Below are 19,703 nucleotides of genomic sequence, written 5' to 3' on the forward strand. Positions count from 1 at the left end.
AGGCGCGCCGCAGCAGCGGCTCGGGCAGCGCCGCCATGTCCCAGCAGCCCTCGGTGAACTCCACCTCCGGCGCCTGCCTGTCGCTGTCATCCATGCGGGATCACCCTTTCAACGAAGCGACGTTAGCCGAAGACCGCCGCCACGCGACAGGGCAATCGTCACTTCCCGATGCAGAAGTCGCGGAAGATCACGTCGAGCAGGTCTTCCACGTCGATGCGGCCGGTGATGCGGCCCAGGCTGCGCGCCGCCAGCCGCACGTCCTCGGCGGCCAGTTCCGGCGCCTGGTTGTTGCGGCCGTTGCCGGCGAGGAAGCGGTCGAGCGCGGCGACGCAGTCGGTCAGCGCCTCGCGATGGCGCGCGCGGGTGATGCCGGCCGAGCCGGTGAGGCCGATGCGCGCGGTGACCTCCTGCTCCAGCGCCGCCAGCAGCGCGTCCATGCCCTCGCGGCTGCGCACCGAGACCGGCAGCACCGGCCGGCCGTTGATCGTGTAATTCTCCGGAATGCTGCCGGCATCGATCTTGTTGGCGATCACGATGGCATCCCGGTCGATCAGCTGCAGCGTTTCCGGCGGCACGACGTCCCGCGTCGCGTCCAGCACCACCAGCTTCAGGTCCGCCGCCTCGGCGCGTTTCAGCGCCCGCCTGACGCCCTCGTTCTCCACCATGTCGGCGGTGTCGCGCAGGCCCGCCGTGTCGGCGAGGATCACCGGATAGCCGCCGAGATCGAGATGCACCTCGATCACGTCGCGCGTGGTGCCGGGCAGGTCGGAGACGATGGCCGCCTCGCGCCGCGCCAGCGCGTTGAGCAGCGACGACTTGCCGACATTCGGCGCGCCGAGGATCGCCACCATCAGGCCGTCGCGCAGCCGCTCGCCGCGGCGGTTGTCGGCGAGATGACCGGCAATCTCCTCGCGCAGCCGCGCCACCTGCGGCCGCACCTCGGCCGCCACGCCCTCGGGCAGGTCCTCGTCGGCGAAGTCGATATCGGCCTCGAGATGCGCCAGCGCATGCGTCAGCCTGGCGCGCCAGCCCTCGTAGAGATCGCTCAGGCCACCCTGCATCTGGCGCAGGGCCTGGCGCCTCTGCGCCTCGGTCTCGGCATTGATCAGGTCGCCGAGCCCCTCGGCCTCGGTGAGATCGAGGCGGCCGTTCTCGAAGGCGCGGCGGCTGAACTCGCCCGGCTCGGCCAGCCGCAGCCCCGGCACCTTCGCCAGCGCCTCGAACAAGGCCGCCAGCACGGCGCGGCCGCCATGGATGTGCAGCTCGGCGACATCCTCGCCGGTGAAGCTGTTCGGCTTCTCGAACCACAGCACCAGCGCCTCGTCGATCGGCACGCCCTCGGCGTTGCGCAGCTTGCGCAGGCTCGCGAAGCGGTGCTTGGGCAGGTCGCCGCACAGCGCGATCACCGCATCGCCGGCCTGCGGCCCGCTCACGCGCACGACCGCCACGCCGGCACGCCCCGGCGCGGAGGACAGCGCGTAGATGGTGCTGGCGATGGTCACAGCCGTCCGTCAGCCCCAAGACCGTCACCCTCGGCGCCAGCCGAGGGTCCATGCGAGGGTTCCGCCAGGCGGATCGCGGGAACGGATGCCCGGCCTCCGGCCGGGCATGACGAAGGAGAAGACATCCGCAAGTCCGGACTCACTTTTTCTTCCTGGAATGATCCGGGCCGTCTTCGGGTTTCAGCATCAGGCGCGCAACCCGGCCGCCGTTCTTCACATGCGTCTCGAGAATCTCGTCGATATCGGCGAAACTCTCGGCGCGGTACCAGATGCCGTCGGGATAGATCACGATGGTCGGGCCGAGCTCGCAGCGCTCCAGGCAGCCGGCATTGTTGACACGGACCCCGTCGGCCAGGTCCAGCCCCATCTCCTTGGCGCGGACCTTCATGTAGTTGCGCAGCTTCTCGGAGCCCTTGCGGCCGCAGGAGCCGCGCGGATGGTTCTCCGGCCGTTCGTTGGTGCAGACGAAGATATGCGCCTTGTAGAAATCGGCGGGATCGCCGGGAAGCCTTGCCATTCGCAGCTACTTCTTCTTGTCCGTGGATGAGGTGCCGCCGCCGAAGCCGCCCTGCAGCTGGCTGAAAAAGAACTTCTGGATCTGCTCCAGATTCTGCAGGCCCAGCGGCGCCCAGGTCCGCAGCAACGTTTCCGGGTCCATGGCGTTGAGGGAGGACATCATGCGTTCCTGCAGCTGCTGCATGACGGCATCCTGCAGCGGCTGCACGTCCGGCAGGCCGAGGAAACGGCGGGCTTCCTCTGGCGTGCAGTCGACATTGACTGTTATCTTCATCGGCAGCGCTCCGCAGCAGGGGCCCGGCAGAACTCAGGCTGTAGAAAAACAGCACAGGAACCGAGGGCGGATACCTTAGCATGGCCGCAAACACCGACAGAGGCAATCCGGGCAGAGGCAATCCGGGCAGCGTGGTACTGGACAGGAACAACCTCGACCAGGCCGCCTCGCCCTACCTGCAGCAGCACCGCGACAACCCGGTCCACTGGCAGGTCTGGTCGCCCGAGGTGCTGAAGGCGGCCGAGGCGGCCGGCAAGCCGATCCTGCTCAGCATCGGCTATGCCGCCTGCCACTGGTGCCATGTGATGGCCCATGAGAGTTTCGAGAATCCCGAGATCGCGGCGGTGATGAACGAGCTGTTCGTCAACATCAAGGTCGACCGCGAGGAACGTCCCGACATCGACGCCATCTACATGAACGCGCTGCATCTGCTGGGCGAGCATGGCGGCTGGCCACTCACCATGTTCCTCACGCCGAAGGGCGAGCCCTTCTGGGGCGGCACGTATTTCCCGCCGGAATCCCGCTACGGCCGGCCGGGATTCAGGGAGGTGCTGGTCAAGGTCCACGAGGCCTGGCGCGACAACAAGGCGGCGGTGGCGCAGAACACGAAGATGCTGGTGGACGGCCTGCGCGGCATGGCCAAACCGCAGTCGCGCGACCGGCTGGAACTGTCCAACAACGTGCTCGACCAGGTCGCCGACCAGCTGCTCGGCCATGTCGATCCCGAGCATGGCGGCATCGGCGCGGCGCCGAAATTCCCGCAGACCGGCCTGTTCGACCTGCTCTGGCGCGCCTATCTGCGCACCGGCAGGCCCGACTATTCCATCGCGGTGATCAACACGATCACGCGCATGGCGCAGGGCGGCATCTACGACCATCTCGGCGGCGGCTTCGCGCGCTACTCGACGGACGCCGAATGGCTGGCGCCGCATTTCGAGAAGATGCTCTACGACAACGCGCAGCTGCTCGGCCATATGGCGATGGTGCAGGCGGAGACCGAGGATGCGCTGCTGCGCCAGCGCATCGAGGAAACCGTCGCCTGGTGCCTGCGCGAGATGACGGCGGACGGGGGTGCCTTCGCCGCCACGCAGGACGCGGACTCGGAAGGCGAGGAAGGCAGGTTCTATGTCTGGCAGAAGGCCGAGATCGACGCGCTGCTGCCGCCCGACGAGGCCCGGCTGTTCTGCCTCGCCTATGACGTGACGCCGGAAGGCAACTGGGAGCACAAGACGATCCTGCGCCGCTCGCTGTCGCCCGAACTGGGCAACAGCGAGACCGAAGCGCGCCTGGCGCGCGCCCGCGAGGCGCTGTTCATGGCGCGCGAGACGCGCGTCAAACCCGGCCGCGATGACAAGGTGCTGGCGGACTGGAACGGCCTGATGATCGCGGCGCTGGCCGAACTCGCGCTGCAGTATGACCGGCCCGACTGGCTGGCGGCGGCGCAGCGCGCCTTCGCCTTCGTCACCGCCGCGATGAGCCGGGGCGACCGGCTCGGCCACAGCTTCCGCAACGGGCAGCTGGTCTTCCCCGGCCTGCTGGACGATTACGCCAGCATGATGCGCGCCGCGCTGGCGCTGTATGAGGCGACCGGCGAGGCGGAGTATCTCGACCGGGCGAAACGCTGGGGCGCGGTGATCGAGTCCGACTATGCCGACGCGGTGAACGGCGGCTATTTCCTCACCGCGAAGCAGGCCGAGGCGCTGATCGCGCGCACGCGCACGGCGGCCGACAATGCCACGCCGTCGGGCAACGGCCTGCTGACCGGCGTCTTCGCGCGGCTGTGGTATCTCACCGGCGAGCTCGACTGGCGCGAACGGGCGCAGAGCCTGCTGGACGCCTTCGCCGGCGAGGTGGCGCGCAACTTCTTCCCGATGGGCGCCTATCTGAACGGCTTCGACCTCTACAACAACGCCGTGCAGGTCGCGATCATCGGCCGCCGCGGCGAGCCGGACACCGAAGCGCTGGTGCGCGCCGCCTACAAGGTCTCGCTGCCCAACCGCATCCTGCAGGTGGTGGCGCCCGATGCCGGCCTGCCGGAAACCCATCCGGCCCATGGCAAGACGCAGGTCGACGGCAAACCCACCGCCTATGTCTGCCTCGGCCCCACCTGCGGCCTGCCGGTCACCACCCCGGGCGAATTGATCGCATCGCTCAAGGCCACGCGGGCGGTGTAACCACCCGGCTCGGCCTTCGGCCGGCATGGCGATGTGAAAGAGCGGCACCAGCCGCCTCAGGACAATATTCCGGAAAGATCACAAAAGCGCCGCTTCGCGCGGGATAGCCTGAGAGCGGCCTAGTCATCCGCCGTTGCCGCTCCATATCGGTACGGCACGGGAACAAAATACCGGTCCCCGCGTTGAAAAACGGCTGCGGCGCGGCCGCAGGCGGAGCCGGAAGGGAGAGCTGCCGGATGAACCAGACCCTCGCGATCGATGGCACGCTGGGCAGCGGCGAGCAGCGGTCCGGCGCGGATCTGCGCGACGATCTCCGCAGCGACCTGCTGCGGCGCTACCGCCAGGTGCGGCAGCTCACCGAGCAGCTGGCGCAGCCGCTCTCGCCGGAAGACCAGATGCTGCAGTCGATGCCCGAGGCCAGCCCGACGAAATGGCATCGCGCCCATGTCACCTGGTTCTTCGAGACCTTCCTGCTGCAGCCGTATCTGAGCGGCTACTGCGTCTTCGACGAGCATTTCGGCTATCTGTTCAATTCCTATTACGAGGCGGTCGGGCCGCGGCAGCCGCGGCCGGAGCGCGGCCTGCTCAGCCGCCCCACCGCCGGCGCGGTGGCGCAGTACCGCCGCTATGTCGACGCGGCGATGACCGAACTGATCGGCCAGGCCGATCCCGGCACCCTCGAGGCCATCGCGCCGCTGGTCGAGCTTGGCCTCGCCCACGAGCAGCAGCACCAGGAGCTGCTGCTCACCGACATCAAGCATGCGCTGGCGAAGCATCCCTTCGCGCCGGCCTATCTGCCGCCGCAGACCTATACCCGCGAGGCCGCCGCGCCGATGGAGTTCGTCGCCTTCGAGGGCGGCATCGTCACCATCGGCCATGACGGCGACGGCTTTGCCTTCGACAACGAGGGCCCGCAGCACGAGGTGCTGCTGCGGCCCTTCCGCATCGCCACGCGGCCGGTGACCTGCGGCGAATATCTCGCCTTCATGGAGGATGGCGGCTACCAGCGACCGGAATTCTGGCTGTCGGACGGCTGGGCGATGGTGCAGCAGGAAGAGTGGCAGGCGCCGCTCTACTGGTCGCGCAGTCCCCGCGGCTCCTGGCAGATCTACACGCTGAACGGCCGCCGCGCCGTCGATCCGGCCGAACCGGTCTGCCATGTCTCCTTCTACGAGGCGGCGGCCTTTGCGGAATGGGCCGGCAGGCGGCTGCCGACCGAAGCCGAATGGGAGCATGCGGCGCGCTCGCCGCTGCGGCGCGCCAACGGACATTTCCTCGACCGCCTGTCGCCGCATCCGCGCTGCTGCAACACGCCGGCCGGGGTGCTGCAGATGTTCGGCGAGGTGTGGGAATGGACCCGCTCGGCCTACGAGCCCTATCCCGGCTTCCGCCCGGCGGCCGGCGCGGTCGGCGAGTACAACGGCAAGTTCATGGTCAGCCAGATGGTGCTGCGCGGCGGGTCCTGCGTCACGCCGCCGGGCCATATCCGGCCGAGCTACCGCAACTTCTTCCCGCCGGCCGCGCGCTGGCAGTTCTCCGGCATCCGCCTCGCGGAAGACGCATAAGGGGTCGCATGGCACCAATAACCCTGAAGCGGCGCAGCGAGGCGCCGCAGCAGGCCGCAGCCGATCCCGGCGAGGCCTTTGCCGCCGCGGTCCATCACGGTTTCAGCCACATGCCGAAATCCCTGCCGGCGAAATTCTTCTACGACCGGCGCGGCTCCGAACTCTTCGAGCGCATCTGCGAATTGCCGGAATACTATCCGACGCGCACCGAGATCGCGCTGCTCGAACGCCATGCCGAAGAGATCGCCGACGCCATCGGGCCCGACGCGGCGCTGTTCGAGTTCGGCGCCGGCGCGCTGCGCAAGGTGCGCATCCTGCTCGGCGCCATGCGCGACCTGGTCGCCTATCTGCCGATCGACATTTCGGGCGAGCATCTGCAGGCCAATGCCGCGGCGCTGAAGATCGATCATCCCGGCCTGCATGTCGCGCCCATCGTGGCCGATTTCACCGCCGGCTTCGATCTGCCGCCGCTGCCGCCGCGGGCCCGGCGCGTCGGCTTCTTTCCCGGCTCCAGCATCGGCAACTTCACGCCTGAGGAGGCGCGCGACTTCCTGCGCGGCGCGGCCACCTTCCTGTCCGGCGGCGGCCTGCTGATTGGCGTCGACCTGGTGAAGACTCCCGCCATCCTGCATGCCGCCTACAACGATGCGGCCGGCGTCACCGCGGAGTTCAACCGCAACCTGCTCTACCGCATCAATGCCGAGCTTGGCGGCGATGCCGATCCCGAAGCCTTCGATCACTACGCCTTCTATCATCCGCTGCTGCAGCGGATCGAAATGCATCTGGTCAGCCGGCGCGCGCAGAGCATCCGCGTCGCCGCGCCCGATGGCGGCACGCGGCGCTACGATTTCGCCGCGGGCGAGAGCATCCATACCGAGAATTCCTGCAAATACACGCTGGCCGGCTTCCGCCGCATCGCCGAACAGGCGGGCTTCCGCACGCGCGCCGTGTGGTGCGACCCGGACCGGCTGTTCAGCCTGCACTGGCTCGCCGCGCCCTAGCGCCACGCCCGCATCTGCCATTATCGTAAAGTTATTGCGCCGGCCCGGCCCGGCCGCGCTAGCTTGCGTGCCGCACGGGGCCCAGGAGGGGGGCGGCGGGCGGCGTGTCTGGCTGCTGCACAGCGCCGGCGCGCCGCCCGCTTGTTTTCCGCCGTCTCTCTCTTCTCTGACGATCAGCGCTGACGCTCAAACCGCGCTGCCATCGGCCGGCCGGTGCAGCGGCACCGCGATGGCGCAGAGCAGGCCGCTGCTGCGCCAGTCGAAGCGCACGTCGCCTTCCAGCTGCGCGATCACCACGCGCTCGATCACCCGCGAGCCGAAGCCGCGCCGCTTCGGCGGCGACACCGGCGGGCCGCCGGTCTCCTGCCAGATCAGGCGCAGCCAGCCGTCATTCAGCACCCATTCGATGGCGACGCGCCCGCCGGCCGTCGAAAGGGCGCCGTATTTCGCCGCGTTGGTGGCAAGCTCGTGCAAGGCCACCGACAGCGCCTGTGCCACGCTCGGCGGCAGCAGCAGCTGATCGCCGGCGATCCGCACGCGACCGGCGCCGCGATAGGGCGCCAGCTCGTCCTCGACCATGCGATTCAGCTCCGCGCCCTCCCAGCGGCTTTCCGACAGCAGGCCATGGGCGCGGCCGAGCGCCGCGACGCGGCCATGCACGGCGGCGCGGAATTCCTCCACCGTATCGGCGCGGGTGAGCTGCAGCATCGACTGCACGATGGCCAGCACGTTCTTGCTGCGGTGATCCACCTCGGCGGCCAGCATCTTCATGCGTTCCTCGACCAGCTTGCGCGCGGTGACGTCGAGGCAGACGCCGATCATCCGCACCGGTTGGCCGGCCCCGTCGCGCCGCACCTCGCCGCGCTGCTCCAGCCAGCGGATCGCGCCGTCGGGCTGCGGCACGCGGAATTCGCTGTGATAGGGCCGGCCGCTCTCGATGGCGGCCGCGACATCGGCGGCGGCACGCGGACGGTCGGCCGGCAGCACCAGGTCGAGGAAGCTCGCATTGGCGGCAAAGCGTTCCGGCGGCAGGCCCCAGACATGGTAGAAGCCGTCCGTGCGCACCGTCCGGCCGCTCTTCATGTCCCAGTCCCACAGGCCCATGCCGCCGGCCTCCTGGGCCAGCTGCATGCGCCGGTCGCTCTCGCGCAGGGCATCCTCGGCGCGCACCCGCTCGCTGACGTCGAGATAGATGACGCCGACCGCGACCACGTCGCCGGCCGAATCCCGCACCGGGTAGTAATCCTCGATCCAGATCCGCTCGGTCTCGGGCACGCGATGCGACCGGCCGCGCAGTTCGACGCCCGCCCGCGCCTCGCCGGTCTCGAAAACCCGCCGGATATATCCCGCTGAAATCCTGCTGGCATCGGGCATCAGCTCGCCGAGCGGCCGGCGGAGGCTGTCCGCCACCGTCAGCTCGATCGCGCGCGCCAGCGCCTCGTTGATGCGCAGCAGGTTGAGGTCGCGGTCGTACAGGGCCAGCCCGACCGGCGCCTCGGCATAGAGCGCCTCCAGTTCCAGCAGGCGGCGCTGCGCCAGCGCCTCGCTCTCCGCCAGTTCGGCCGTGCGTTCGGCGATGCGGCGGTCGAGATCGTCATAGGCATGGCGCAGGGCCCGCTGCGCCACCGCCTCCGCCCGCGCGCCGCGCCAGCCGCGCCAGGCGATCACGGCGAAGCCGCCGATGGCGCAGAGCACGAGCAGGCCGCCGAACGCCGCGCGTTCGCGCCAGTCGCCGAGCAGGGCGGCAACCGGCTGCGCCGTCGCGACGAAGGCGGGGATGTCGGTCAGGCGCTTCCAGGCGATCACATAGTCGCTGCGGTCGCGGCGGATGATGCGGCCGCCCTCGGTTTCGCCCAGTTCGATCCGGCCGCTGAGCTCGATCATCCAGGAAGGATCGAAACGCTCCGGCATCGGCGGCCAGGCGGCCACCAGCGTGCCGTCCAGCAGATGCAGCGAGGAGCGCACCTCGTCGGCCAGGTCGGTATCGCGGTAGAGGTCGGAGAAATAGTCGGTGAAGATGCCGACCACCATCACGCCGCGGAATTCGCCGCCGCTGCCGCGGACCGCCCGGCTCATGGTGAAACGCTCGCGATCGGTGACCGCGCCGAGTTCGGCGGTCTCGATCAGCAGATCCTGCGCAGGATGATCGCGATGGGCGCGGAAATAGCTGCGATCGGCGAGATTCAGCGGCTCGGGTACCGCATGCAGCGAGTCCGCCACCAGCATGCCCTCGGCATCGAGCAGCCAGGCGGCGCCGAGCTGCGGCGATCCGGCCAGCAGCTGCCTGAGCTGCAGATACAGCCGTGGCCCGTAGGCGGCGCTGGGCCGCTGGTTGCTGCGGTCGGCGACGACGGACAGCAGTACCTTGTCGGCGGCGCCGATGGCGCTCTCGGCATGGGCCGCCATCAGCCAGGCGGTGGCGCCGACCTGGCGCTGCGCATTCTCGATGGTCAGGCGGCGGTCATGCCAGGCCGTGAGGGCCCAGAAGGCGACGATGACCACGACGAAGGCGGCAAAGGCAGCGCCCCACACACCGGTGATACGGCCCATCCCGATGCGGCCCATTCCGCCGCCGCTTTGCCCCCCGCCCGTCATCGGCGCGCGCATGTCCGGACCATTCTCATCCAAGGTCCAGATTACACAACCAGAAAGGCAACAGGACGTGTGCGGAAGATCGCCGGTCCGCGCCGGAAAGCTGGACGGCGCCGATGCCGGCCGCTCAGATGGCGGCCATGGCGAAGCCGGAGACCATCATCGCCCATTTCCGCGAGCAGGCGGACCATTGCCGCCAGCTCGGCTCGCCTTTCACGGCCGCGCTGCTCGAAATCCTGGCCGCAAGGCTCCGCGCCGCCCCGCCCTGGGCCGCGTCCCTGCTGGACTGGCCCGGCGACCCGAAGGCCGATGCGCTGGCCCTGCGGGTGGCCGGCGCGCTGCATCGCGTGGTGCTGGAGAATGCCGATGCCGAACTCGCGGCCGCCTACCGCGCGCGGCGCGTCGAGGCCGCGCTGCTCGAGGCCGCGCTGACCCGCCACAATGCCCGGCTGCAGGAGTATCTGCGGAGTCCGCCGCAGACCAACGACCCGCAGCGTTCCGCCGTGCTGCTCGGCGGCTTCCAGGTCATCGCGGCCAGGCTGCGGCGGCCGCTGGCGCTGAACGAGATCGGCGCCAGCGCCGGGCTCAACCAGTTCTGGGATTCCTACGCCTACATGTTCGGCAGCTGGCGCTGGAGCCTGCGCGAGCCGGCGCCGCTCACGCTCCGCGCCGACTGGCAGGGCGGCACGCCGCCGCTTGCTGCGCTCTCGGTACGCAGCCGCGCCGCCTGCGATGTTGCGCCGCTCAATCTGACCGACGATGCGCAGTGCCGCCGGCTGCTCTCCTATATCTGGGCCGACCAGGAGGCCCGGCTGCGCCGCGTCGCCGCCGCCATCGATCATGCGCGCCGGCAGAAAACACAGGTCGAGGCGATGCGCGCCGGCGCCTTCGTCGCCCGTCAGCTGGCCGCGCGGCCGAAGGACGCCGCCTTCGTGCTCTATCACTCGATCATGTGGCAATACATCCCCGACGACGAGCAGCGCGCCATCGCGCAGGCCATGCAGGAGGCCGGCAGGACGGCGACGGAAGCGGCCCCGCTCGCCTGGCTGGCCTTCGAACCCGGCGACGCCAGCGACGGCGCCGATCTCACGCTGACGCTATGGCCGGGCAACCGCACCCGCCGCCTCGCCGTCGGCGACTACCACGGCCGCTGGATCCGGTGGCTGGGGTAGAACTGCACGCATTGCCATTCCCGGAGGGAGTCCGGCTCGAGACGCTGTCATGCCGGGCGCGGCAGTGCCGCGGGTGACGAACTGTGCTGGGTCGGGCCGGGTGCGGAAACAGAACCATTAATCCTTGTCATGGCCGGGACCAGCCCGGCCATGACATCAAGAAAGATGCAGAAAACATGGTGCCCGCTGCCGGACTCGAACCGGCACGGCCTTGCGGCCTCAGGATTTTAAGTCCTGTGCGTCTACCAATTCCGCCAAGCGGGCACGCTCCCTCTCTAGGGCCCGGCCGGAGACGGGTCAATCGCCGGTCCTCCCGCCGCCGGCCGATTCTGGCCAGCCTCTCGTCTTTTCGCCATGCGGCTCCTATATGCTGGCCGGCATGGATCCCGCCGTCTTCACCCGCATCGCCAGCTCGATCGCCGACGCCTCGCTCAACGGACTGAACGAGGGCGAGATTCTCGCGCGCTTCTGCAACAGGCTGAACGAGGCGGGCATTCCGGTCGCCCGCGCCATGCTGGGCGCCGACACGCTCCACCCGGTGCTGGCCGGCCGCATCTTCGTCTGGCACGAGGACATGAACGACATCGGGCTGCATGAATTCGGCCGCTCGATGACCGCCGACGGCGACCGCAAATGGCGCGAAAGCCCCTTCTACCATCTGGAGACCAGCGGCGAGGACATGTTCCGCTGCCGCATCCTCGGCCATAACGGCCCCTGGCCCTATCCCGTGCTGGCCGATCTCGCCGAGCAGGGCTTCACCGATTACCTCGTCACCATGACGCGCTTCGGCGAGAAGGGCATCATCGGCCAGCTCGACTCCATCTATGCCTCCTGGACCACGCGCCATCCCGAGGGTTACAGCGAGCAGCAGATCGAGACGCTGACCGCCCTGCTGCCCTTTGCCGCCGCCGCGGTGCGCTCGGCCAGCGTGCGCCGCATCGCCGACACGCTGGCGGAAACCTATCTGGGCCGCGATGCCGCGCGCCGCGTGCTGTCGGGCACCATCACCCGCGGTGATGCCGAGCGGCTTTCGGCGGCACTGTGGTTCAGCGACCTGCGCGGCTTCACCAAGCTGGTGGATACCGTCTCGCCCGAGCTGATCATCCCGCTGCTCAACGACTATACCGGCGCCGCGGTGGCGGCGATCCATGCCGAGGGCGGCGAGGTGCTGAAATTCGTCGGCGACGGCATCCTCGCCATCTTCCGCTGCGAGCCGGGCCGCGAGAATGCGCTGCATGCCGCCAGCCATGCCGCGCTGGCCGCCCTGCGCAACAACGTCAAGCGCCTGCGCGAGGTGCGCAACCAGCGCGCCAACAAGGGCCTGCCGGTGACCGACATGTCGGTCGCCCTGCATGTCGGCGACGTGCTCTACGGCAATTTCGGCGGCGAGGACCGGCTGGATTTCACCGTGGTCGGTCCGGCGGTGAACGAGCTGTCGCGCATCTCGGGGCTCAGCCGCTCGGTGGAGCAGCCGGTGATCTTCTCGGCCGCCTTCTGCCGCGCCGCCGGCGGGCTGAAGGAAGAAGCCGTCTCGCTCGGCCGCTACGCGCTGCGCGGCGTCGAGACGCCGCAGGAACTCTACACGCTGGATCCCGCCGCCCTGCGGGGGTGAGTCTCACGACACCATCGGCGCAACGGAACCGTCGCATGGACCCTTGCGCAAAGCGCGAGGGTGACGGCTTCCGGTGGCGGCACCGATGCGGATGGCTGCGACTGTCATGGCCGGGACAGGCCCGGCCATGACACTCGAGTGTGTAACGGCAGCCTGCCGCCGCCTTACTCCGCCGGATGCGCGGCCGTCACGACCTTGCGGCGGCCGCCGATCAGGTGGCGCAGCACCACGTAGAAGACCGGCGTCAGGAACAGGCCGATCAGGGTGACGCCGATCATGCCGGAGAAGACCGCGGTGCCGAGCGCGCGGCGCATCTCGGCGCCGGCGCCGGTCGCCGTCACCAGCGGCACCACGCCGAGGATGAAGGCCAGCGCGGTCATCAGAATCGGACGCAGGCGCAGCCGGCAGGCCTCGATCACGCCGGCAATCGGGTCCTTGCCCTCATGCTCCTGCTGGCGGGCGAATTCGACGATCAGGATCGCGTTCTTCGCCGCCAGGCCGATCAGCACGACAAGGCCGATCTGCACCAGCACGTTGTTGTCGATGCCGGCGCCCCAGACGCCGAGCAGGGCGAACAGCGCGCTCATCGGCACGATCAGCATGATGGCGAGCGGCAGGACCCAGCTTTCGTACTGCGCCGCCAGCGCCAGGAAGACGAAGGTGACCGACAGCATGAAGATCCAGACCGCGTTGCCGGCGGTGCGTTCCTGCAGCGCGATCTCGGTCCATTCGAAGGTCTGGCCCGGCTGCAGGATCTGGTTCGCCAGCCGCTCCATCGTGTCCAGCGAGGTGCCGGTGGAGACGCCGGGCGGCGTGTTGCCCTGCAGCGGCACCGAGACGAAGTTGTTGTAGCGCTGCACCAGGTCGGGGCCCGCGGTCTCGCGGATCTCGACCAGGGTGCCCATCGGCACCAGCTCGCCGGTGGCCGAACGCACCTTCAGCCGCGCGATGTCCTCCTTGTCGAGGCGGAACGGCGCATCGGCCTGGGCGCGCACCTGGAAGATGCGGCCGAACGCGTTGAAGTCGTTCACATAGGCCTGGCCGAGATTGACCTGCAGGGTCTCGAACACATTGGCCAGCGGCACGTTCAGCATCTGCGCCTTGACGCGGTCGATCTCGAGATAGACCTGCGGCGACGAGGCCGAGAAGGTGGTGAACACGCTGCTCACCGTCGTCTCGTTCATCGCGGCGCCCATGATCTGGTAGGCCGCCGCCAGCAGCGGCCGCACATCCTCGCTGTTGCGGCTCTGCAGCTGCATCTTGAAGCCGCCGCCCGAACCGATGCCGGGCACCGCCGGCGGCGGGATGGCGATGATGAAGGCCTCCTCGATGGCCGACAGCCGCGCCATCATCTGGCCGATGATGACGTCGTCCGACAGACCCTGGGCGGCGCGCTCCTCAAACGAGATGAACGGCGTGAACATCACCGCCGCGTTGGTGGCGTTGGTGAAGGTGGCGCCGTTGAAGCCGGGGATGCCGACCACGTTGCGCACGCCGGGCACGTCGGCGATCAGCCGGCTCGCCTTCTGCACCACCTCGTCGGTGCGGCTCAGGGAGGCGCCGTCGGGCAGCTGCACCACCACGATGGAGTAGCCGCGGTCCAGCGGCGGGATGAAGCCGCGCGGCACGGCATTGAACACCCAGACCGTGGCGCCGACCAGCAGGGCATAGAGGCCGAGCATCAGGAAGCGCCGCTTCACCACGCTGCCGACGCTGCGGGCATAGCGGCTGCTGGCGCGGTCGAAGCCGGTGTTGAAGCCGTGCGCGGCCTTCTGCAGCCAGCGCAGCGGGGCGAAGCGCGATTCATGGCCCTGCTCATGCCGGCGCAGCAGGATCACGCCGAGCGCCGGCGACAGCGTCAGCGAGTTGAAGGCCGAGAGGATGGTGGCGGCCGCGATGGTGAGCGCGAACTGCTTGTAGAACTGGCCCGAGATGCCGGGGATGAAGGCGGTCGGGATGAACACCGCCGACAGCACCACGGCGATGGCGATCACCGCCGTGCCGACCTCGTCCATGGTCTCGTGCGCCGCATCGCGCGGCGACATGCCGAGCGCGATGTTGCGCTCGATATTCTCCACCACGACGATGGCGTCGTCGACCACGATGCCGATGGCGAGCACGAGGCCGAACAGGGTCAGCACGTTGAGCGTGAAGCCGAAGGCCAGCATCACCGCGAAGGTGCCGACCAGCGACACGGGAATGGCGAGGATCGGAATCAGCGCGGCGCGCCAGTTCTGCAGGAAGACCAGCACCACCAGCGCGACCAGGATGATCGCCTCGATCAGCGTCTTGTAGACCTCGTTGAGCGACTGGTCGATGAAGGTCGTCGGGTTGTAGACGATGGTGTATTCCAGTCCCGGCGGAAAATCCTTCGCCAGCTCGTCCATGGTGGCGATCACCGCGGCCGAGGTGTCCAGCGCATTGGTGCCGGGGCGCTGGAACACGCCCATGGCGATCGCGGTCGTGCCGTCCAGGTAGGACCGGCTGGTATAGTCGCGGCCGCCCAGCTCGATGCGGGCGACGTCGTTGAGCCGCACCAGCCGGCCGTCCGCCCCGGCCTTCACGATCACCTCGCGGAACTGCCGCGGATCCTCGAAGCGTCCCTGGGTCGTGACGATGGCCTGCAGCGCGTTGCTGTCCGGCGCCGGCTGCTGGCCCAGCGCACCGCCCGAGACCTGCACGTTCTGCGCCTGCAGGGCGCGCACCACGTCGGTGCCCGACAGGCCGTAAGCGGCGAGGCGGTCGGGATCGAGCCAGATGCGGATGGCGTATTCGCTGCCGCCGAAGACGATGACGTTGCCGACGCCCTCGAGGCGGATCAGCCGCTCGCGGATGCGCAGCTGCATGTAGTTGGCGATGTAGAGCTCGTCGTAGCGGTTATCCGGCGAGAGCACGTGCACCACCATGAGGAAGTCGCCGGCCTGCTTGGCCGTGACCACGCCCTGGCGCCGCACTTCCTCGGGCAGGCGCGCCTCGGCGATGGCGACGCGGTTCTGCACCTGCACCTGGGCGATGTCGAGATCGGTGCCCTGCTTGAAGGTGACGGTGAGCTGCATCGTGCCGTCGGCCGTCGAGTAGGACGACATGTAGAGCATGTTCTCGACGCCGTTGATCTCCTGCTCGATCGGCGTCGCCACCGTGCGCGCCACCGTCTCGGCATTGGCGCCGGGATAGCGCGCGGTGATGGTGATCTGCGGCGGCGCGATCTCGGGATATTCGGTGACCGGCAGGTTGAAGAAGGCGATCGCGCCGACGATCACCAGCATGATCGAGATCACGGCGGCGAAGATCGGCCGGTTGACGAAGAAATGTCCGAATTTCATGGCGCTCGCGCCTTCCGTTTTTCACTGGGCCACCCGGGTCAGGCCGGGCAGACAATCGGCTGTTACTGCTTCGGCTGCTGCGGTGCGCCGCCCTGGCCCTGGCCCTGCGCCTGGGCGGCGAGCGCCATCAGGCCGTTCCACACCGGCGGCAGCTGCACCGGCTGCGGCGTGACCCGGCCGCCGCCCATGCGGACGCGCTGCAGCCCGTTGATGACGATGGTCTCGTCGCCCTTCAGGCCTTCGCGCACGATGCGGTAGCGGTCGGTGCGCGATCCGGTGCGGATCGGCTGCTGCTGCACGGTACCGTCGGCGCCGACGACATAGACGAAGCGGCGGTCGAGATCGGTCATGATCGCCTCGTCGGGAATCAGGATGCCCTGGTATTCCGGGCTGCCCGGCACCGCGATGCGCCCGAACAGGCCCGGCGTGAGGTAGAAGTCCTCGTTCTTCAGCACCGCGCGCAGCCGCATGGTGCCGGTCTCGGGGTCCAGCTGGTTGTCGGCGAAGTCGAGCACGCCCTTGTGGCGGAACTCCTTCTCGTCGGTGAGCATGACGGCGACCGGCAGTCCCTTGCCGCCCCCGTTGCTGTGGTTCGGGCTGTCATGGTGGCCGTTGCCGCCATTGGCGCGGGCGATGCGCTGGTAGGCGAGGAAGGACCGCTCGTCGATGTCGAAATAGAAGTGGATCGGATCGAGCTGCACGATGGTGGTCAGCAGGGTCTCGTTCTCGCGCACGAGATTGCCCTCGGTGACCAGCTTGCGCGAGATGCGGCCGGCGATCGGCGCGCGGATCTCGGTGAAGCTGAGCGACAGCCGGGCCGATTCAACGGCAGCCTTGGCGCCGGCGAGATTGGCCTGGGCGGCGAGGAACTGCTGCCGGCGCTGGTCCAGCGCGGCGGCGGAGGCGGCGCCGGTCTGGGTCAGGCGCTGGTAACGCTCGAACTCCACCTTGGCGAGGTCGAATTCGGTCTGCCGGCTGTTCAGCGAGGCCTGGGCCTGGTTATAGGCCGCCTGCAGGGTGCGACGGTCGATGGTGAACAGCAGGTCGCCCTGCTTCACCATGCTGCCATCGGTGAAATGCACGCTTTCCAGATAGCCGCTGACCCGCGAGCGCACGTCCACCGAGGCGGCGGCGACGAAGCGGCCGGTATATTCGTCCATCTCGACGATCGGCTTCACCACCGGCTTGGCCACCGTCACCGGAGGCGGGCCGGGCGGGCCGCCCTGGGCCCGGAGATCGCCGGTACCGGCCATGGTCCCGGTCAGAATCAGGGCCAGAGACGCGACGGCGCCAAACAGCTGCCGGCGCGGAAACAAGATTGACATTCAGTAACCCCCAGACTTTCGCGTGCGCGAACAACTATGCCGCAGGGTAAAGGCGGACAAGCCGGTTCGCGTGTGACGCTTGTTACGTCATAGACAGAAAGTTGCGCGGCACCTTAACGATTGTGCCGGGCCTCCGCTGCAAAATTATTGAACTGGTGCAATGGCCTAGTGACGGGACAGGCGCGCCCGCTCCGGCCGTGCCGCGGCCTCTATACACCCCGGTTCTGAACGGAACAAGAACTAATTCTTGCCGGACGGCGCGTTCTGGGGACCGCCACCCTTCTGGCTGGTACTGAGGGCGCCGCGATTCTTCTCCTGCTCGGTCCGGGCGGTATCCTCAGCCTCGGGCTCCGGGCGGTCCCGTTCGCCGACCGGCAGCGGGCCGCTGCCATAGATGTTCACCACTTCGAGTCCGGGATTCTCGCGCTTCCCGGCCTTGCCGGCGCCGGTCCGGCGGCCGTGTTTGTCCTGCTTGCTCATGGTCTTCCCCATCGCGGCGCGTACCGGAGAAGAAACCGCAACCGGCGGGGCGGTTCCGGAGATCAGAACGGTTTCACGACAGCAAGAATGACGATGCCGATCATCAGCAGCGTCGGCACCTCGTTGACGAACCGGTAGAAGCGCTGGCTGCGGGTATTGCGGTCAGCCTCGAAATCCTTCCGCCAGCGCGCCAGCAGGCCGTGGATCGCCATCATGCCGACCAGCAGCGCCAGCTTGGCATGCAGCCAGCCCTGGCCCCAGAGATCGCCGGCCGTCGCCATGGAGAGGCCGAACACCCAGGTCGCGATCATGGCCGGCGTGATGATGGCGCGCAGCAGGCGGCGCTCCATCACCTTGAAGGTTTCCGATTGCGCCGAGCCCGGCTCGGATGCGGCGTGATAGACGTAGAGCCGCGGCAGATAGAGCATGCCGGCCATCCAGGCGATGACCGAAATGATGTGCAGGGCCCTCAGCCAGTCGTAGAGCATGGGCCTGTTTACGACGCGGCGTCGGCCCGAGGCAAGGCGTCACGCCACGCAGGTGCAGCGCCGCCAGGCATTGCCGCAGGGTTTCGCGCCGCTGCCGCAGCGCGCCCGGCCGTCATAGGGCTCGGCATGGCGCACCAGCCGCGCCAGCCCGGCGATGAAATCGGGATGCGCGCCGACCGTGGGCACGCGGAAATAGCCCTTCGCGCCATGCGCATGCGCCAGCTCGGCATATTCGATATCGAGCTCGACCAGCGTTTCGGAATGCTCGGAGACGAAGGCGATCGGCACCACCACGATGCTGCGCCCGTCCTTTGCCGCACGCGTGATCTCGGCATCGGTCGCCGGGCCGATCCATTCCAGCGGACCGACGCGGCTCTGGTAGCAGATCTGCGTTTCCAGATCGGGACGGTCGAGCAGGCGCAGAACGGCCGCCACGCTGCGCTCGACCTGCATCTGGTAGGGATCGCCGTCGCGCACGACCTTCTTCGGCAGGCCATGGGCCGAGAAGAGAATCCGCACCGGTCCCGCCGCTTCCGCCTGCGCCAGCCTTTCGCGCAGCAGGGCGACGGTGGCGGCAATGAAGCCCGGCTCCTCGGGATAGCAGCCGATCGCCGTCGTCGGCGCCGACAGGCCGACCGTCTTGGCCACCGCATGCCATTGCCGGAAGGACGATGCCGTCGTGGTGGTCGAGAATTGCGGATAGAGCGGCAGCAGCACGACGCGTTCCGCGCCCCAGTCGCGCACCGCGCGCGCGGTATCCTCGGCGAAGGGATGCCAGTAGCGCATGGCGATGAAGATCTTCGTATCATCGCTGCCCAGCGCGGCGCGCAGCGCCTCGGCCTGGGCCTCGGTCTCGGGCACGATCGGCGAGCGGCCGCCCATGCGCTCGTAGATGTCCGCCGCCACCGGCGCTCGCCGCTTCGAGATCAGCCGCGCCAGCAGCCAGCGCGCCGGATTCGGCAGCCGGATGATGGCCGGATCGTTGAACAGGTTGAACAGGAAGGGCTGGATCGCCGCGCGGCTGTCGGGGCCGCCGAGGTTGAACAGGATGACGGCAGTTTTCTGGGGCATGGGCCAAGAGTTAGAGCAAGCGCCCTGCAACGCCAAGGCGAAGGCGACGGTTTACTCCACAAAATCGCCTCAATGGCCTAGCAGGCTTGCGGCAACCGGCGACACGGCTTCCGGAAGGAAGCCGCTCTCCGGCTCAGGAGAATCCCATGCCTCGCGCGGCCCTGCGCCTCTTGTCTCTTTCCCTTGCAGTCAGTCTCGCTGGCACGGCTCTTCTGCCCGCCGCGCCGGCCTTCGCCGATCCGCCCCCTCATGCCAGGGGGCAAGCCAGAAGCCACAAAGGCAGCGGCGGCAACATCTCGATCGCGATCAGCATCAGCGACCATGACCGCAGGATCGCGCGCGAGTATTACGGCAGCCTGGTCGCGCGCGGCCATTGCCCGCCGGGGCTGGCGAAGAAGAACAACGGCTGCATGCCGCCGGGTCAGGCGAAAAAATGGGCGCTGTGCCGACCGCTGCCGCGCGATGTGATCTTCCACGACCTGCCGCATGATCTGCGCATCCGCATGAGCGTGCCGCCGGACGGCTACAGATACGTGCGCGTCGCCACCGACATCCTGCTGATCGCCGTCGGCACCGGCCTCGTCGTCGGCGCGATCGAGGATCTGATG

The 19,703-nt window shown here is 68.6% G+C and carries 14 protein-coding genes, 1 tRNA gene and 1 pseudogene; 6 read left to right on the top strand and 10 right to left on the bottom strand.

Annotated elements, in window-relative coordinates; translation table 11 throughout:
• Positions 1–158: 158 nt before the first annotated feature.
• The 3 genes from mnmE to VKZ87_RS00015 all read right to left on the bottom strand — a co-directional run bounded on the left by mnmE (position 159) and on the right by VKZ87_RS00015 (position 2,292).
• Positions 159–1,496, bottom strand: coding sequence for a tRNA uridine-5-carboxymethylaminomethyl(34) synthesis GTPase MnmE (gene mnmE / locus VKZ87_RS00005; RefSeq protein WP_324219193.1), 1,338 nt, complete (start codon positions 1,494–1,496; stop codon positions 159–161).
• 145 nt (positions 1,497–1,641) lie between these two features.
• Positions 1,642–2,019 (bottom strand): (2Fe-2S) ferredoxin domain-containing protein, encoded by a 378-nt coding sequence (locus tag VKZ87_RS00010; protein WP_324219179.1) that lies wholly within the window; start codon positions 2,017–2,019, stop codon positions 1,642–1,644.
• Positions 2,020–2,025: 6 nt separating this feature from the next.
• The gene (locus VKZ87_RS00015) at positions 2,026–2,292 is read right to left on the bottom strand and encodes a DUF6489 family protein (protein ID WP_324219180.1); all 267 of its coding nucleotides are present in this window, start codon (positions 2,290–2,292) and stop codon (positions 2,026–2,028) included.
• Positions 2,293–2,372: 80 nt separating this feature from the next.
• On the opposite strand from VKZ87_RS00015, the gene VKZ87_RS00020 reads away from it, so the two are divergent.
• The 3 genes from VKZ87_RS00020 to egtD all read left to right on the top strand — a co-directional run bounded on the left by VKZ87_RS00020 (position 2,373) and on the right by egtD (position 7,032).
• Positions 2,373–4,466 (top strand): thioredoxin domain-containing protein, encoded by a 2,094-nt coding sequence (locus VKZ87_RS00020; protein ID WP_324219181.1) that lies wholly within the window; start codon positions 2,373–2,375, stop codon positions 4,464–4,466.
• A 236-nt stretch (positions 4,467–4,702) separates the two neighbouring features.
• Positions 4,703–6,031 (top strand): ergothioneine biosynthesis protein EgtB, encoded by a 1,329-nt coding sequence (gene egtB / locus VKZ87_RS00025; protein WP_324219182.1) that lies wholly within the window; start codon positions 4,703–4,705, stop codon positions 6,029–6,031.
• Between the two features lie 8 nt (positions 6,032–6,039).
• Entirely contained in the window at positions 6,040–7,032 is a 993-nt protein-coding gene (gene egtD / locus VKZ87_RS00030; RefSeq protein WP_324219183.1) for an L-histidine N(alpha)-methyltransferase, read from the top strand.
• A gap of 186 nt (positions 7,033–7,218) precedes the next feature.
• On the opposite strand, the gene VKZ87_RS00035 is transcribed toward egtD, so the two are convergent.
• Complete coding sequence (locus VKZ87_RS00035; protein ID WP_324219184.1) at positions 7,219–9,597, bottom strand: HWE histidine kinase domain-containing protein; 2,379 nt, start codon at positions 9,595–9,597, stop codon at positions 7,219–7,221.
• A 143-nt stretch (positions 9,598–9,740) separates the two neighbouring features.
• On the opposite strand from VKZ87_RS00035, the gene VKZ87_RS00040 reads away from it, so the two are divergent.
• Positions 9,741–10,796: a DUF2332 domain-containing protein gene (locus VKZ87_RS00040; protein WP_324219185.1), complete on the top strand. Its 1,056-nt coding sequence runs from the start codon at positions 9,741–9,743 to the stop codon at positions 10,794–10,796.
• A gap of 177 nt (positions 10,797–10,973) precedes the next feature.
• Here VKZ87_RS00040 and VKZ87_RS00045 read toward each other — a convergent pair.
• Positions 10,974–11,060: transfer RNA gene (locus tag VKZ87_RS00045), tRNA-Leu, on the bottom strand.
• A gap of 103 nt (positions 11,061–11,163) precedes the next feature.
• Here VKZ87_RS00045 and VKZ87_RS00050 point away from each other — a divergent pair.
• Positions 11,164–12,408, top strand: coding sequence for an adenylate/guanylate cyclase domain-containing protein (locus tag VKZ87_RS00050; protein WP_324219186.1), 1,245 nt, complete (start codon positions 11,164–11,166; stop codon positions 12,406–12,408).
• 164 nt (positions 12,409–12,572) lie between these two features.
• Here VKZ87_RS00050 and VKZ87_RS00055 read toward each other — a convergent pair whose 3' ends face one another.
• From VKZ87_RS00055 to hemH, 5 genes are all read right to left on the bottom strand, one after another.
• Positions 12,573–15,731: a multidrug efflux RND transporter permease subunit gene (locus tag VKZ87_RS00055; protein ID WP_324219187.1), complete on the bottom strand. Its 3,159-nt coding sequence runs from the start codon at positions 15,729–15,731 to the stop codon at positions 12,573–12,575.
• A gap of 62 nt (positions 15,732–15,793) precedes the next feature.
• Positions 15,794–17,056, bottom strand: a complete 1,263-nt coding sequence (locus VKZ87_RS00060; RefSeq protein WP_324219188.1) for an efflux RND transporter periplasmic adaptor subunit — start codon at positions 17,054–17,056, stop codon at positions 15,794–15,796.
• Between the two features lie 240 nt (positions 17,057–17,296).
• Entirely contained in the window at positions 17,297–17,536 is a 240-nt protein-coding gene (locus VKZ87_RS00065; RefSeq protein ID WP_324219189.1) for a hypothetical protein, read from the bottom strand.
• Positions 17,537–17,598: 62 nt separating this feature from the next.
• Positions 17,599–18,024: a protoporphyrinogen oxidase HemJ gene (gene hemJ / locus VKZ87_RS00070; RefSeq protein WP_324219190.1), complete on the bottom strand. Its 426-nt coding sequence runs from the start codon at positions 18,022–18,024 to the stop codon at positions 17,599–17,601.
• Positions 18,025–18,063: 39 nt separating this feature from the next.
• The gene (gene hemH / locus VKZ87_RS00075) at positions 18,064–19,095 is read right to left on the bottom strand and encodes a ferrochelatase (protein WP_324219191.1); all 1,032 of its coding nucleotides are present in this window, start codon (positions 19,093–19,095) and stop codon (positions 18,064–18,066) included.
• Positions 19,096–19,241: 146 nt separating this feature from the next.
• Between hemH and VKZ87_RS00080 the strand changes: the two are divergent.
• Positions 19,242–19,703, top strand: a pseudogene (locus tag VKZ87_RS00080) (RcnB family protein); the annotation flags it as partial.

The sequence above is a fragment of the Ferrovibrio sp. genome, from assembly GCF_035304305.1.
GTDB lineage: Bacteria > Pseudomonadota > Alphaproteobacteria > Ferrovibrionales > Ferrovibrionaceae > Ferrovibrio.